The sequence below is a fragment of the Litchfieldia alkalitelluris genome (assembly GCF_002153425.1).
Taxonomy (GTDB): domain Bacteria; phylum Bacillota; class Bacilli; order Bacillales; family Salisediminibacteriaceae; genus Evansella; species Evansella alkalicola.
Window position 1 is genome coordinate 1,956,529 of sequence record NZ_KZ119600.1, and the last position, 15,303, is coordinate 1,971,831.

General features: G+C 38.0%; 16 protein-coding genes and 1 tRNA gene. 15 read left to right on the forward strand and 2 right to left on the reverse strand.

Going from position 1 to position 15,303, the window contains the following annotated elements:
• Positions 1 to 69 precede the first annotated feature (69 nt).
• From BW724_RS09295 to BW724_RS09310, 4 genes are all read left to right on the forward strand, one after another.
• Positions 70 to 420, forward strand: a complete 351-nt coding sequence (locus BW724_RS09295; protein WP_088074965.1) for a hypothetical protein — start codon at positions 70 to 72, stop codon at positions 418 to 420.
• A gap of 100 nt (positions 421 to 520) precedes the next feature.
• A tRNA-Arg gene (locus tag BW724_RS09300) sits at positions 521 to 595 on the forward strand.
• A 188-nt stretch (positions 596 to 783) separates the two neighbouring features.
• Positions 784 to 1,752: an aromatic acid exporter family protein gene (locus BW724_RS09305; RefSeq protein ID WP_088074966.1), complete on the forward strand. Its 969-nt coding sequence runs from the start codon at positions 784 to 786 to the stop codon at positions 1,750 to 1,752.
• 68 nt (positions 1,753 to 1,820) lie between these two features.
• Complete coding sequence (locus tag BW724_RS09310) at positions 1,821 to 2,339, forward strand: L,D-transpeptidase (protein ID WP_088074967.1); 519 nt, start codon at positions 1,821 to 1,823, stop codon at positions 2,337 to 2,339.
• Between the two features lie 54 nt (positions 2,340 to 2,393).
• On the opposite strand, the gene prli42 is transcribed toward BW724_RS09310, so the two are convergent.
• The gene (prli42, locus tag BW724_RS23575) at positions 2,394 to 2,483 is read right to left on the reverse strand and encodes a stressosome-associated protein Prli42 (RefSeq protein ID WP_176371358.1); all 90 of its coding nucleotides are present in this window, start codon (positions 2,481 to 2,483) and stop codon (positions 2,394 to 2,396) included.
• A gap of 220 nt (positions 2,484 to 2,703) precedes the next feature.
• On the opposite strand from prli42, the gene BW724_RS09315 reads away from it, so the two are divergent.
• The 5 genes from BW724_RS09315 (at position 2,704) to BW724_RS09335 (ending at position 8,630) form a co-directional block, all read left to right on the forward strand.
• Entirely contained in the window at positions 2,704 to 4,338 is a 1,635-nt protein-coding gene (locus BW724_RS09315; RefSeq protein WP_088074968.1) for an acyl-CoA mutase large subunit family protein, read from the forward strand.
• Positions 4,339 to 4,370: 32 nt separating this feature from the next.
• Entirely contained in the window at positions 4,371 to 5,213 is an 843-nt protein-coding gene (gene mce / locus BW724_RS09320; RefSeq protein WP_088074969.1) for a methylmalonyl-CoA epimerase, read from the forward strand.
• A 2-nt stretch (positions 5,214 to 5,215) separates the two neighbouring features.
• Positions 5,216 to 6,763, forward strand: a complete 1,548-nt coding sequence (locus BW724_RS09325; RefSeq protein WP_088074970.1) for an acyl-CoA carboxylase subunit beta — start codon at positions 5,216 to 5,218, stop codon at positions 6,761 to 6,763.
• Between the two features lie 92 nt (positions 6,764 to 6,855).
• Positions 6,856 to 7,965, forward strand: a complete 1,110-nt coding sequence (locus tag BW724_RS09330) for a M20/M25/M40 family metallo-hydrolase (protein ID WP_088074971.1) — start codon at positions 6,856 to 6,858, stop codon at positions 7,963 to 7,965.
• A 179-nt stretch (positions 7,966 to 8,144) separates the two neighbouring features.
• Positions 8,145 to 8,630, forward strand: coding sequence for a transcriptional regulator, SarA/Rot family (locus tag BW724_RS09335; RefSeq protein ID WP_088074972.1), 486 nt, complete (start codon positions 8,145 to 8,147; stop codon positions 8,628 to 8,630).
• Positions 8,631 to 8,721: 91 nt separating this feature from the next.
• Here BW724_RS09335 and BW724_RS09340 read toward each other — a convergent pair whose 3' ends face one another.
• On the reverse strand, positions 8,722 to 8,919 hold the full coding sequence (locus tag BW724_RS09340; protein WP_088074973.1) for a hypothetical protein: 198 nt from the start codon (positions 8,917 to 8,919) through the stop codon (positions 8,722 to 8,724).
• 187 nt (positions 8,920 to 9,106) lie between these two features.
• Here BW724_RS09340 and BW724_RS09345 point away from each other — a divergent pair, with 187 nt between their 5' ends.
• From BW724_RS09345 to BW724_RS09375, 6 genes are all read left to right on the forward strand, one after another.
• Entirely contained in the window at positions 9,107 to 10,390 is a 1,284-nt protein-coding gene (locus BW724_RS09345; protein ID WP_268876145.1) for a DNA polymerase IV, read from the forward strand.
• 118 nt (positions 10,391 to 10,508) lie between these two features.
• Positions 10,509 to 12,602: a hypothetical protein gene (locus BW724_RS09350; RefSeq protein ID WP_088074974.1), complete on the forward strand. Its 2,094-nt coding sequence runs from the start codon at positions 10,509 to 10,511 to the stop codon at positions 12,600 to 12,602.
• Entirely contained in the window at positions 12,599 to 12,898 is a 300-nt protein-coding gene (locus BW724_RS09355) for an EscU/YscU/HrcU family type III secretion system export apparatus switch protein (RefSeq protein ID WP_176371359.1), read from the forward strand. Before BW724_RS09350 ends, BW724_RS09355 begins: the two co-directional genes overlap by 4 nt.
• A gap of 62 nt (positions 12,899 to 12,960) precedes the next feature.
• Positions 12,961 to 13,377, forward strand: a complete 417-nt coding sequence (gene fliS / locus BW724_RS09360; protein WP_088074975.1) for a flagellar export chaperone FliS — start codon at positions 12,961 to 12,963, stop codon at positions 13,375 to 13,377.
• A gap of 16 nt (positions 13,378 to 13,393) precedes the next feature.
• Positions 13,394 to 14,626, forward strand: coding sequence for a flagellin N-terminal helical domain-containing protein (locus BW724_RS23945; RefSeq protein WP_235848932.1), 1,233 nt, complete (start codon positions 13,394 to 13,396; stop codon positions 14,624 to 14,626).
• 131 nt (positions 14,627 to 14,757) lie between these two features.
• Entirely contained in the window at positions 14,758 to 15,195 is a 438-nt protein-coding gene (locus BW724_RS09375) for a YaaR family protein (protein ID WP_088074976.1), read from the forward strand.
• Positions 15,196 to 15,303: the final 108 nt, after the last annotated feature.

A 15,303-nucleotide genomic window follows, 5' to 3' on the forward strand; every position in this document is an offset into this window, starting at 1 on the left:
CCCCTCTTATTTGTGCTATAATTTTTTTCTGTAATGTGTAGTATTAGTGTAGATAAGGAGTGTTCGCAAATGGATGAATTATATAAACAGTTACATATTTACTTAAACATGAATGAAGAAATATCTTTACCCGAGTTTGATAGTTACTACAAAAAGGTTATTGATTATTTTAATGAAGAAGCAGATAACTTTGACGAGGAAAAACTCTGGAAAGCTTTGTTCATCTCTGAAAATGTCATGTCCAATGCTGATGCAAGATCAAAGGAATCGAAAAAGTCAGACGCAAAGAAGTTTAAGAAAATTGCACAAAGATTATCACTATGGGCGCAAAACTTTACGGCAAGGTTAGCTGAATTGGGTTATAGTCAAGATGAAATGAATGAGCGCTTTGAAAAAATGTTTGATGATAAACCAGAATAATTGTTAGAATTATTAAAAGTAAATAAGAAGGCTTGATTTTTTTATAGCAGATTGTTATACTCCTATAGTACGAATGATAAACGTCTGTTCGTACTATTATGCGCCTATGGTGAAATGGATATCATACGAGATTTCGGCTCTCGCGTTCTGGGTTCGAATCCTAGTAGGCGCGCCATTATACATACTATTAACTCCAGGTGAACTGGAGTTTTTTTGTTTATTATCCACTTGTAGGTCAATATTAAAGGAGAGTGGAGGAGGCACACCATCCTCCCACGGAAAGCGAATGGACTGTAACGAAGACCAACACAGCAATTGTATCTTCAAGGTTCCATTGAATAAAAACGGAGAGGGAGAAGAGGATTGTTTAGAATAGGATATCGTACAATGAAAACAGCACTAGGCGCCGCACTTGCCATTATGATTGCACAAGCTTTTCAACTCGAATTCTTTGCATCTGCTGGTATAATCGCAATCCTTTGCATACAAAAAACTCGAAGGAAATCATTACAATTATCTTGGACAAGGTTTTTAGCTTGTATGATAGGTTTACTTTATGCTGCTTTGCTATTTGAATTTATCGCGTATCACCCCTTAACAGTAGGGTTACTCCTATTGCTATTTATTCCAACGACACTTTTATTAAAAATTCAGGAAGGGATTGTCACCAGCTCAGTCATCATATTACATGTCTATACTGTTGGATATGTTTCAGTGGAGCTTATTTTTAATGAAGTGCTGCTATTAACCATAGGTATTGGCTGTGCCTTATTAATGAATGTTTATATGCCGAGTGTGGAAACAACATTAAGGAAGTTACAACTGGAAATAGAAAGAAATTATAGGATTATCTTTCATGAATTTGCTGAATACATAAAAAATGGAGAAAGCAACTGGAGCGGAAAGGAAATAACGGATACGGCGTCCCTGCTTCAAAAAGCGCAAACTATTGCATTACAGAATATTGAAAACCATATTATGCGCTATGATGACCAATATTATCATTATTTTAAAATGCGAGAAAAACAATTAGAAATTATTGAAAGAATGATGCCGTTGCTCACAACGATTGAAATCCAACTAAAACAAGGAGAGATGATCGGAAGTTTTATGGAGGAATTGAGTCAAGGTGTAAATACAGGAAATACCTCTTCAAAATATTTGGAAAAACTTGAGGAACTCAAAGAAGCGTTCAGAAGTATGGCGTTACCAAAAAGTCGCGAGGAATTTGAAGCACGTTCAGCTCTAATGCACTTAGTTTATGAAATGCATGAATACTTACTGATTAAGCAACAGTTTAAACCAATTAGAAATTATTCCGTGTTCAGGTGAATAAAAAATATTAGAACTGCAACAACTAATACAAAGGACTCCAATAAAATGAAGGTAGTGATCCATACATGACATCACTGTTACTTTCTATCTTACTGATCGTTTCCCCAATTTGGCCCATCGGAGAAAACCCGTTGGTTGGGGATCCTTATCTTATCGTCAATAAAAAGACGAATGAGTTGGCCTATATTGTGGAGGGGGATGTAAAACAGGTTTTTGATGTTGCTACTGGAAAAATTAACTCCTTAACTCCTGAAGGGGAGTACAATATAGTGGTCAAGGCAGTAGAGCCTTACTATCGTAAAAAGGACATTGAAGGTGGAAGTCCCGATAATCCCCTTGGTTCCAGATGGATAGGCTTTGATGCGGAAGATACGGACGGAAGGATATATGGGGTCCATGGTACGAATAACCCATCATCAGTTGGGGAGTATGTGACCTCAGGGTGTGTAAGAATGAAAAATGAGGACGTAGAAATATTATTTGAAGAAGTTCCATTAGGGACAAAAATCCTCGTGACGGAAAGTGACGAGTCATTTTATGAACTTGGAATAAAGCATGGAGCAATTGCTACTGAAGACAGTTAAAGGAATATAAAAGAGAGTGTGTCCATATCATTCAAGTGGACACACTCTTTTATTTTAGAATAATGCAACAGAACCTAAAATCGTTCCTAAAGCCATCGTTGCAATCATAATATAAATAATGGTTTTACGAAATTTACGGGGCATCGTCTTACCTCCTTGAATCATACTATAACTATTTTACTGTATTTTTGGGCGTTATGACAAGGGGAAAACTTATAACTAAATATGAAGATAGGTGTTTTTATGGATAAAGCAGGAAAAATAAATATATTATCGAAATAATAATTTAGTATGTTATAAATATTCTAATTTTTAAAAATTTAAGTTGATGTTTGTAGAGAAAGTATAAAGGGGGATTGTTACGATGAGTGAAAAATATTATGAAGATTGGCAGGAGCGGACGAATAAAGAAATTGAAAAACGCCCAGAAAGGAAAACTTCCTTTTCTACAAGTTCGTCCATTCCAATTAATCGATTATATGTACCTGACGATATGGGTGAGCAATACTTATCAGAGATTGGATTTCCTGGGGAGTATCCTTATACAAGAGGGATACGCAGGACGATGTACAGAGGGAGATTTTGGACCATGCGTCAATATGCAGGTTTTGGATCTGCAAAGGAAACGAATGAACGGTTCAAATATTTACTTGAGCAAGGGCAAACAGGGCTGTCTGTTGCCTTTGATTTACCAACGCAGATTGGTTATGATTCTGACGATCCAATGGCTCTTGGTGAAGTTGGAAAGGTTGGGGTTGCAATCGACACACTTCAAGACATGGAAATTTTATTTGATGGAATTTCCCTAGCAGAAGTAAGCACATCCATGACGATTAATGCACCAGCTGCTGTTTTGTTAGCAATGTATATTGCAGTTGCTGAAAAACAAGGCGTTGCAAAGGAAAAGATAAATGGGACGATCCAAAATGATATTTTAAAGGAATATATTGCACGTGGAACTTATATTTTTCCACCAAAACCGTCCATGCGACTCATTACGGATATATTTGAGTACTGTACGGAAAAAACGCCTAAATTTAATACGATCAGTATTAGTGGTTATCACATTAGAGAGGCGGGTTCGACTGCTGTTCAAGAGTTGGCCTTTACATTGGCAAATGCAATTGCTTATGTAGATGCTGCTTTGGAAGCGGGATTGGATGTGGACGAATTTGCTCCAAGACTGGCGTTCTTTTTCAACGGACATAATCAGTTTTTTGAAGAAGTCGCTAAGTTTCGAGCTGCAAGAAGAATGTGGGCTAAAATAATGAAAGAGAAGTATGGTGCGAAGAAGGAAAAAAGTATGCAACTTCGCTTTCATACACAGGTAGCAGGTTCTACACTAACGGCACAGCAGCCTGACAATAATATAGTCAGAGTAGCTATACAAGCGTTAGCTGCAGTTCTTGGTGGTACGCAAAGCCTACATACGAACTCTAGGGATGAAGCACTGGCCTTACCAACAGAAGATTCTGCAAGAATAGCGCTTAGGACACAACAGATCATAGCGAATGAGACTGGTGTGGCAGATACCATTGATCCATTGGGAGGATCTTATTATATTGAAGCACTAACAGATGAACTTGAAAATAAAGCGAATGAATATATGGAGGAAATTGCTTCCCGTGGAGGTGCAGTATCTGCTGTAGAACAGCAATATATGCAGCGGGAGATACAACGGGCAGCCTATGAAACTCAAAAAAAGCTTGAAAAAGAAGAAGAAATCGTAGTCGGCGTCAATCGATATCAGTTAGATGATGAACCGCAACCTGAATTATTACGTGTAGATGATAGATTAGTAGAAGATCAGTTACAGAGACTTCAGAATATACGTGAAACGAGAGACAATGAACAAGTACAAATTTCATTGCAAAAGCTTAAAGAAGTTGCTAAAGGGAAAGAAAACCTTATGCCGTCCATTATAGAAGCAGTGAAAGCTTATGCTTCCATAGGGGAAATCTGTCACGCACTAAGGGATGTATTTGGTGAGTACGAATAATGTGAACACATAATGGGAGTAACGTAGGAGGAATGAAGATGAAAATACGTGTTTTAATGGCTAAGCCTGGACTAGATGGTCATGATCGGGGAGCTCTTGTCATTTCACAAGCACTGAGAGATGCAGGAATGGAAGTAATATACACTGGGTTACGTCAGTCACCAAAGCAAATTGTTCGTGCAGCAATCCAAGAGGATGTGGATGCTATTGGACTCTCCAGTTTATCTGGGGCACATAATGTTTTATTTCCTGAAGTACTTAGATTGCTTAAAGAGAGTGATGCAGAGGATATATTAGTTTTCGGTGGAGGAGTCATTCCAATCGAAGATGCTGTAAAACTTGAAAAAGAAGGTATTAAGAAGATATTCACCCCTGGTACTTCTACTAAAGCGATTGCTGCATATATAGAACAGGCTGTTTTAGAAGAGAAAGGAAATGAATCTCCTTTATTGGAAAAACCATCTGGAATAGATCACATTGGTATTGCCGTCCGTTCTATTGAAGAAGCCTTGTCTTTTTATTTAAATCATCTACATTTAGAAGTTGAAAAAATCGTTGAAGTACCTGATCAAAAAGTAAAGGTTGCATTCTTACCTTTAGGTAATTGTAAATTAGAATTGTTGGAACCGCTTTCAAGCGAGAGTCCTATTGCAAAATTTATTGAAAAAAAGGGAGAAGGGCTTCACCATTTGGCTGTATCCATAACCAGCATTGATGCTAGACTCAGACAGCTGCAACGAGAGGGGATTCAGCTCATTGATGCCCAACCTAAAATAGGTGCTGGAGGTTATCCTATTGCTTTTTTACATCCGAAAAATGCAAATGGTGTATTAGTAGAATTATGTGAGCCAGGTACAGAGGGGACTGAACAGTAGAGATGGATATGTATGAAAAAATAAACGAACTTTATGATAAACGAAGAAGTGTGGAATTAGGTGGTGGAGATGAACGGATTGATAAGCAGCATGAGAAGGGGAAGCTAACTGCTAGGGAAAGGATCAATGTGTTTTTAGATGAAGGATCATTTGTTGAACTAGATCCTTTCATTGAGCATCGCACCCATGATTTCGGAATGCAACCTGGCTCTGCACCTGGTGAAGGTGTCGTAACAGGTTACGGGAAAGTAAATGGCAGGATGGTTTTCCTGTTTGCACAAGACTTTACAGTATATGGAGGGGCTCTCGGGGAAATGCATGCGAAGAAGATATCAAACGTCATGGATTTAGCAGTGAAAAATAAAGCGCCTTTTGTTGGGTTGAATGACTCTGGTGGAGCCAGAATACAAGAAGGTGTACTATCACTAGATGGATATGGGCATGTATTTTATCGCAACTCCATTTATTCCGGGGTGATTCCACAAATATCTGTGATCATGGGACCATGTGCAGGAGGAGCCGTTTATTCGCCTGCCATTACTGATTTTGTTTTTATGGTGGAAAAAACAAGTCAAATGTTTATAACAGGTCCAAAGGTAATTGAAACAGTGACAGGTGAAATCATTTCAGCGGAAGAATTGGGTGGAGCCAGTATCCATGGCAGTAAAAGTGGAAATGCCCACTTTTCTTGCGAATCTGAGGAAGAAGCACTACTGGAAGTAAGGAAACTTTTGAGTTACCTTCCACAACACAATGATGATTTACCTCCAACTGTAGAAGAGGAGAGTGGGGATGATTTTTTATATGATTTACTAGATGTCGTTCCAATAGACCCATCTCGCCCGTATGATGTACGAAAAGTCATTGATCAAATTGTGGATAAAGAAAGCTTTCTGGAAGTGCATAAAGGTTTTGCAAAAAATGCAGTGGTCGGCTTTGCAAGAATTGGCGGGGAATCCATTGGGATTATTGCAAACCAGCCGAAGGTTATGGCTGGAGGATTAGACATTGATTCTTCAGATAAAATATCAAGATTTATTCGTTTCTGTGATTGCTTCCATATTCCGTTGATAACATTCGAAGATGTTACTGGATTTTTTCCAGGAGTTAAGCAGGAGCATGGGGGAATTATTCGTCATGGAGCCAAAATATTGTATGCTTATTCCGAAGCGACAGTACCCAAAATAACAGTTATTACAAGAAAAGCGTATGGTGGTGCATATGTTGCATTAAACAGTAAGGCAATAGGTGCAGATATCGTCTATGCCTGGCCTAATGCTGAAATCGCTGTAATGGGCCCTCATGGGGCAGCCAATATTATCTTCGCGAAGGATATTCGAGAGAGTCAAAACCCTGAAAAAACGAGAGCAGAGAAAATAGAAGAATACCGCGAAAAGTTTGCCAATCCTTATATAGCTGCAGCTAATGGCATGGTAGATGATGTGATAGATCCTAGGGATACAAGAATAAAACTAAAGCAAAGCTTAGAAATGCTGAAGAGGAAAGAAGAAATGAGGCCGAAAAAAAAGCATGGAAACATTCCTCTATAAATTGGGTTAGTCCCAATTAGTATGTTAAAGTAATGGAGGATATTTGAGGATATCCGATTACGGCATGATTAAGGATACGGAGGATTAAGTAAATGGTAAACAAAGAACGTTTAGTAAATGAATTTATTGAGTTAGTTCAAATTGATTCTGAGACAAAATATGAACGTGAAATTGCTGATGTTTTAATACAGAAATTCACAGATCTTGGATTAGATGTAAAAGAAGATGATTCAATACAAGTTACTGGCCACGGTGCTGGAAATTTAATCTGTACATTAAGGGGAACCGGCGCAGGGGAGATCATATATTTTACATCACATATGGACACTGTCGTTCCAGGGACATCAGTAACGCCTATCCAAGAAGGTGGATACATAAAATCAGATGGTACCACCATTTTAGGAGCGGATGATAAAGCTGGTTTGGCGGCAATGCTGGAGGCTATCCGTATTTTACAAGAGACTGGAGAGTCCCACAATACAGTGCAATTCATTATCACTGTTGGGGAAGAGTCTGGTTTAGTCGGAGCTAGAGCTTTAAATGCAAAAGATATTATTGCAAGCTATGGATATGCCCTTGATAGTGACGGGGAGGTTGGGAAGGTCATTGTTGCGGCTCCAACACAATCAAAAGTAAGGGCAACCGTTTATGGCAAAACTGCTCATGCAGGAGTAGCACCTGAAAAGGGTGTTTCTGCCATTACTATTGCCTCGAAGGCGATAGCACAAATGCCCTTAGGTAGAATCGATGAAGAAACAACAGCAAATATAGGTAGATTCGAAGGTGGATCACAAACGAATATTGTATGTGATAGGGTGGATATATTGGCCGAAGCTAGATCCCTTGACCCTGAAAAAATGAAAAAACAAACAGCGGCTATGAAAAAGGCATTTGAAGATGCAGCGATGGAGATGGGTGGAAAGGTTGATGTTCAAATCGATGTTGTATACCCTGGGTTTAAGCATAAAGATGGTGAACCTGTAGTGGATCGAGTGAAGAGTGCTATAGAATCCATTGGAAGAAAACCTGAACTAAAGACAAGTGGCGGTGGAAGTGATGCAAATATTATTGCAGGACTAGGGATTCCGTCAATTAATTTAGGGATTGGGTATGAAGATATTCATACTACGAATGAAAAAATGCCAATAGAAGAACTGGTAAAAACAACAGAGCTTGTATTAGAACTAATAAAAATGAGTTAAACTCCCAAAAAAATTATTTTTAACTAATATATTTTAAGAGAGCAGAGGCTAAGTATTTATCCTAATTAAGACTGCTCTCTTATTTATGTTGGGGAAATAGTGAGGGACATAATAATGGATTTATATATATTTACTATGTTAGGATAAAGGATACGAATAAAGAATAAGGGTGTGAAGTGATGGCAGTTGATGATCAATCTGTTTTATTAATAAATTATATGCGAGGTTTAGGGAAAGTATTGGAGGACGAATGGCAAAGCAATGCACAAAATATTGGCCTAACTCTTGCAGAGCAGCATGTTCTCTGGATTGTATACACAAAAGAAAAAGTATCTGTAACCGATGTGGCAAAAATTGGTCTTTGGGACCGTTCCACTGTTATGCAAATAATGAAACGACTTCAACAAAAGCAACTTGTTGAGATTGTTAAGGATGTAAGTGACCTAAGGGTAACATACATTACATTAACTGAAGAAGGTAAGAAGAAACGTGAAGAATCAGAGCATAAAGATTATAAGCTATTTGATTTTATAAACAAGTATAAGCAAGAGAACCCTGAAGGTTTAGAAGAAGTTGTTCAATTTCATCGGCGTGTAAATGAACACTTTCATGGAAGTGAATTTGTAGATTGGGTGGAAGAAACTAAGCAAAAATTTGAAAAATGAACCACGAGCACTTTTCCATAATGGGGAAGGTGCTTTTTCATTTTAGGAGCAATCTGCTTCTAACAATTCACAAAAAAGAACCTGCAGCTACTTATTGAAGTAAACTGACAGGTTCTAATCTTCCTAGCTCAATAGATTCAAGGATGGTTTCTTCTGGATAACCAATCTTTAAGGAAAGATCTCTAATCGTTGGGGACGGCCACGCGTTTCTTTCATATTGGGCTAATATTTCAACAATGAGTAATAATACTAGATTGTGGATAGACTCTTGTTGGATAGATTGATCCAATATTATCAACCGCCTTTCCACTAATTGTTTACATAATCGTATCATAATTTCAGAAAATATTATAGAGTCAGACGACTCAAGAAAGCTATAAAATTATGAAAAACTAACTAGATTTCTCCTATGTTTTTTATTTGATTTTTCACTTGAAAAAAGGGAAGATAGTTTTAATGATGGTGAGGTGATACCGGTGACTGAGGGGAAAGGCGCAAGAAGTAAAGTTATCTTTCATGTTGATATGAATAGTTTTTATGCTTCGGTCGAGACAGCCTATGACCCGGAGCTAAGAGGAAAGCCCTTGGCCATTGCAGGAAATGCCGAAGCAAGACGTGGAATTGTTGTAACTGCCAATTATGAAGCGCGAGCAAAAGGAGTCCACGCTCCGATGCCATTGTGGGAAGCGCTGAAGCTATGCCCTGGACTCCTTGTGAGAGAACCAAATTTTGACCGTTATAGGGAAGCATCAACTAGAATGTTTCAAGTTTTATATGAGTATACCCCTTTAGTAGAGCCTGTTTCCATTGATGAAGGATACATGGACGTGACTCATGTAAACATAGGAATGAACCCAATACAATTAGCCATTCATATACAGAAACGTCTGAAACATGAATTAAATTTACCTTGCAGTATTGGAATTGCACCTAATAAATTTTTGGCGAAAACAGCAAGTGACATGAAAAAACCTATGGGTATAACCATTCTTCGGAAACGGGAAGTACAGGAAAAGCTATGGCATCTACCAACCGTCGAAATGCACGGAATTGGAAAAAAGACAGCAGAAAAGCTAACTCGCATGGGTATTATTACGATCGGTGATATTGCCAAAACAGATCCCATGAAGCTCCAATCAAAATTAGGGGTGCACGGTTTAAGAATTCATGAGAGGGCACACGGAATAGATCTAAGTCTAGTTGATCCCCATGCTGTAGAAGAATTTAAAAGTATAGGTAATTCTACTACCTTACCAAAAGATGAGAAAAATATTGCTGTGATTCGAAAGACATTCATGAATTTGTCAGATTCAGTAGGTAGACGGATTCGTAAAAAAGGAGTCTACGCTGGGAATATTCAAATTACAATTAGATATCATAATTGGAATACGATAACTAGAAGTAGTAAGCTTCCCCACCCTATTAGTTCTCATCAAGACATACTTGAGGCATCGTGGCAGCTATGGAATAAATATTGGAATGGGGAAGCAGTCCGACTTCTTGGTGTTACAGCAATGGACTTAGTAGAAAAAGGGAACGCATATAAGCAGCTCGATTTATTTTCTTATGAGAGGGACGAAAAAGAAGAAAAATTGAGTGGTGTAGTCGATAAGTTGAGAAACAAATATGGAGAAAGTGCTTTATTAAAAGGAACGCAATTAGGGAAAGACAAAAGTGACCAATTGAGGGATAAAAAAAAGCGGGGAACTAGCTTAGAAAAGGATTTCTTAAGGGACGGGTTGTATAAGAAAAAAGATTAAGGTGGAAGCATTTACCGACAGTTATCAAACTGTCGTTTTTTCATTTCTCTTAACTTTTTTAGTTTTGTACCGATATATAAGTATAGATAAATTCACTTTAACAGGAAGTGTATGAGCAATGGAAATTAACACAGTTAAAATAAATATGTCAACAAATGATCGTTCCTCTCTAATCAAGGAAGGGGAACACTATCACGCAAAAATAGAATCGCGAATGAATGAGCGGGAAGCTGTTATTTCCATTAGGGGTCAGGAAGTAAAAGCTACCTTTTCAGGAAAGGTGCCAGACGGTGACAGGGTGTTCGTAAAAGTGGAAGAACGGACAGGAGATGGCATAAAAGTTAGCGTCTCTGAAAATAGCAGGAAGGGTGGAGAGAAACCTAACGCTTCAGCTCAGGAAAAGGGAGCAAAGGATCCTCATATCCAAATAAACAATAGGGAGTTTTCCCCCGAGCTTCGTTCTGCACTTCAGAGGTTTTCAGATAATAATATTCCCCTTACTAGGGAATCGGTGCAAGACCTTAAACAATATTTTTCCCAGAAGGGTGATGCTGCAAGTCGGGCAGAAACAGTTGATCACCTCATTAATAAGGGATTGCCACCGACAAGTGATCATTTACGAGCAGTACATGAGGCACTACACGGAAGAAGTGTTCATGAACATATTCAATCCATAAAGGATACTAATAGTTCAACTAGTCAGTATCAAACAACTGTAACTTCAAGTACAGTCGAGGGGACAGGTCATCAAGCCCAAAGGAAGAATGATTTTCATGTCCTTTTAGCACAATGGGCAAAAAATATTAGCAACGAGCCAAATATTCTTCTTGCTCTAGAGAATGTACGATCAGATTTGTGGCAATCTTCATTTTCCACAGAAGCAGTGCAGCTTATTAATGAGGCACTGAACAAAGCTGTAGACAGTGTGGAGAACGGTAGAGAGTTAAAAGGGCGACAATTAGCTATGAATGCCATCCAACAAGTGGAGCAAATGATTTCTGCGCAAGCAGAGGCATCAAACCCATCAAGGGAAGAGGCGTTGCGATATATCTCAAATGAAATACAACAGAAGGTTACAGGGGCATCTAAGGATATATTAATTACTCAGGTGACGGAGAGGTTAGCAAGTGCAACAGATGAGTTTAAGGCTTTTCAAAGGGATACATCCCGCCAATTAGCAAGGATATCTATATTAATGAATCAATTTAAAGCTCAATCTGTTCAACAAGTGAAGCCAATGCTAGAGACGGTCATTAGACAGTTGGACCAAACACTGTTGAAGCAAGATTGGCTTTTATATGCTGATATGAAAACAGAAAAAAGTGTTCTAGAAGCAAGTAGCCGCTTAGCTGAAGCCAAGAACCTTCTAAATAGAGGTGACCATCACCAAGCTAACCAAATTGTGCGGGAGGTTCAGCAACAGTTAGATAAAATTTTATTTAAACCTTCATCACAAAAAGTGATGCACTATATGAAAAACGAGCAGGAATGGCATACGCCAAGACCTGATACTCATCGACTAAACCAATTAATGGATACTACAACACGGTCCCTTACGTATAATGATGGATCTCCTAGAAATGTCTTTGAAGGGATTCGAACAATGGGGTTAACAAGGGAATCTGAAATAGCACAAATGCTGTCATCAGGCCGTGAGCAAATGTCAGAGGGACATCAAAGGAACTTAAAATCAATATTATTGCAGATGCAAAATGATTCTGATGGTAATAAACAGTCAACCGCTCAACAAGCGTTGCAGAACATTACAGGACAGCAACTGTTAAGTCGTTCCGAACATCAACAGAATATGCAGATGCTTATGCTACAGTTGCCAATTTTATTAAAAGGGCAGTCAGAGAATCTCCAAGTATATGTAAATTCAAAGAAAAATGGAGAAAAGGTTGACTGGGAAAATTGTAGTCTTTACTTCTTAATCGAAACAAAGAAAATGGGAGAAGTGGGGATATCGTTAAATGTAACGGAACGGGCATTACAAGTAACGTTGAAAAACGACCAAGTATCATTCAAAGAAAAAGTAGAGCCGATTGCTTTGAAGTATATTGAGCGTTTAAAAGAAGTAGGCTTTTATGTCCAAGGACTTCAATTTTCCAAACTGAATGAGGAAGAAGCCCCTGTTGTCAAGGAGAAGGAGCAGAGTAAGGAACGGTTTTCACCTACCCTTACGAAGAAAGGATTTGATTTTAAAGTATGATGGTAACTAAGCATTTTAATCATATTAAGCGTCGTGAGGTCAATGGTCCATCTGCTGCAGTCATCAAATATGATGATAAGGCCGATGATCAACCAAAGATAGTTGCTCAAGGAAAAGGCCATGTAGCTCAAAAAATAATTGAATTAGCGAAAGAACATGAGATTCCAATGGAAGAGAATTTAGGACTATTAGAAAACTTGATTGATATGGATTTAGGGGACAATATTCCTCCACAACTGTATGCGGTCATGGCTGAAATACTATTATTATTAGAAGAAATGGAACAAAACTATTAAATTATCAGAATTAATGTCGATAAAGAGTGTAGAGCATTATAGAAGTATTGGGGGATAAAGCATTGATTTCAAAAGAAGCGTTACATAAGAAAACAGCGCAGGAAATAACAGCTTTGTTGTATGAAGCCGGTTTAGATAACCTAGAAGAAGCAAAATTAGCTATCAATAAAAATAACTATGCCAATGCCAATGTTCATTTGCAAAAAGTGAGTGATATATTAGAACGGTTAGGCGCTGGGTTAAATTACGAGGCAGGAATTATTGCAGACCAACTGGACGCCTTATATAACTATATGGCTGACAAGGTTATTGAAGCAAATTTTAGTAAAAATACAGATTTAATAGATGAAGTACATGGACATTTATCCACTCTTGCAACAGCTTGGCATAAAGCGCAAAAGAAAAATGTTGATGTTCAACCAAAGCATCTAAAACAAAAGACAAACGTATATGAACAAAATAGTATGTTTATAGATTGATTAGGGGGCTATCATAATGAAAATTAACAATAATATCCAGGCTCTAAATGCTTACAGAAACTTATATCAAAATCAAAATAATACTTCTAAAAACTTAGAGAAATTATCTTCTGGTCTACGTATTAATCGCGCTTCAGATGACGCGGCAGGACTTGCAATTTCAGAGAAAATGCGATCACAAATTCGTGGCTTAAAACAGGCGGAAAGAAATGCGTTAGATGGTATTTCCCTTATTCAAACTGCGGAAGGTGCCATGCAGGAAATGCACTCTATGCTACAACGTATGCGAGAGCTTTCCGTTCAGGGAGCTAATGGAACATACAGCGATGAAGACCTAGGTCATATAATGAAAGAAATGGAACAATTAATTGAAGAAATTAATGGTATCTCTGAAAAAACTCAGTTTAACAATAAGAATCTATTGTCTCCAAGTAGAGTATCTGAAAACCCAATTGTTCCTGTTGATCCTGAAGTTGGTGAGGTAGAAGATATTGAAAATGGTGCAGGAGAAGATCTAGTAATTCCAGGAGAAGGTCCAACAGAACCTACAGAGGATCCAGAAGTTCCAGGAGAAGGTCCAACAGAACCTACAGAGGATCCAGAAGTTCCAGGAGAAGATCCAACAGAACCTATAGAGGATCCAGAAGTTCCAGGAGAAGATCCAACAGAACCTATAGAGGATCCAGAAGTACCGGGAGAAGATCCAACAGAACCTATAGAGGATCCAGAAGTACCGGGAGAAGATCCAACAGAACCTGTAGAAGATCCAGAAGTTCCAGGAGAAGATCTAACAGAACCTGTAGAGGATCCAGTTGTTCCGGGAGAAGATCCAGTGGTTAATCCAGTTGACACCGATGACTTTAGTTTTGTATTCCAAATTGGCCCAAACCAAGGCCAAAGTGTTAAAATTAACATGGTTAAGCTTAACTCAACAGAATTAGGTTTAAATGATCTGATTGTAGATGGCAAAATATCTGAGATGGCTATTAGTAAACTTGATAGTGCCATAAATACAGTTTCAAATGCACGTGCGACACTTGGAGCAGCTCAGAACAGATTAGATCATACGATCAATAATTTACAAGTTACTCATGAAAACTTATCTTCCTCTGAGTCACGTATTCGTGATGCGGATATGGCTCTTGAAATGACAGAGTTTACGAGAAATAATATTCTAAACCAGTCGGCTACTGCAATGCTAGCACAGGCAAATCAACTGCCACAAGGAGTACTACAGTTATTACAATAAAAACTACGTGGGAGGGCACAGTAAAGCCTTCCCTTTTTCTATTATTTACTTGTATTAACTATAAAACTCCCTTGGTAATTAAATTGTTTTCTCTTATAATAAAAAGATAACTTGTAAAAGGAGCAATCCATATGGATATACAAAGAGTGGGACGAGCTACGGTAAACTCCGTGGATAATAAGAAATCAAAGACAGAAGCTTCCATATCTTTTAAAGAGATTATGCAGAAGGGCCGCGACAACCAGGCATATGAAAAATTAGGACAACTTCTTGAAAAAATTGATGATCAAGGGAAGACTTTAGCAGAATCTAGAACAGTAGAAGAATTGAGAAAATATAAGCAGCTTGTGAAGGAATTTATGGACGATGCAGTAAAACTTGGCTTAAGCTTGGAAGAAAGAAAGGGATTTAATCGTAGGGGAAGAACGAAAGTTTATAAAATAGTAAAGGAAGTAGATTCCAAGCTAATAGATTTGACGAATGCCGTTTTAAAGGAACAAAGAAAAGGGATAGATATATTAGATATGGTTGGCGAAATAAAAGGCCTACTCGTAAATGTTTATGCTTAAATCATTTCCCTTTATATTAGTTATGAGTTGACAGTAGATTTGATATATGGTAAATAAAGAGGTAGAGATTAGCACTCGATTGATGAGAGTGCTAATTTTTTACGATAA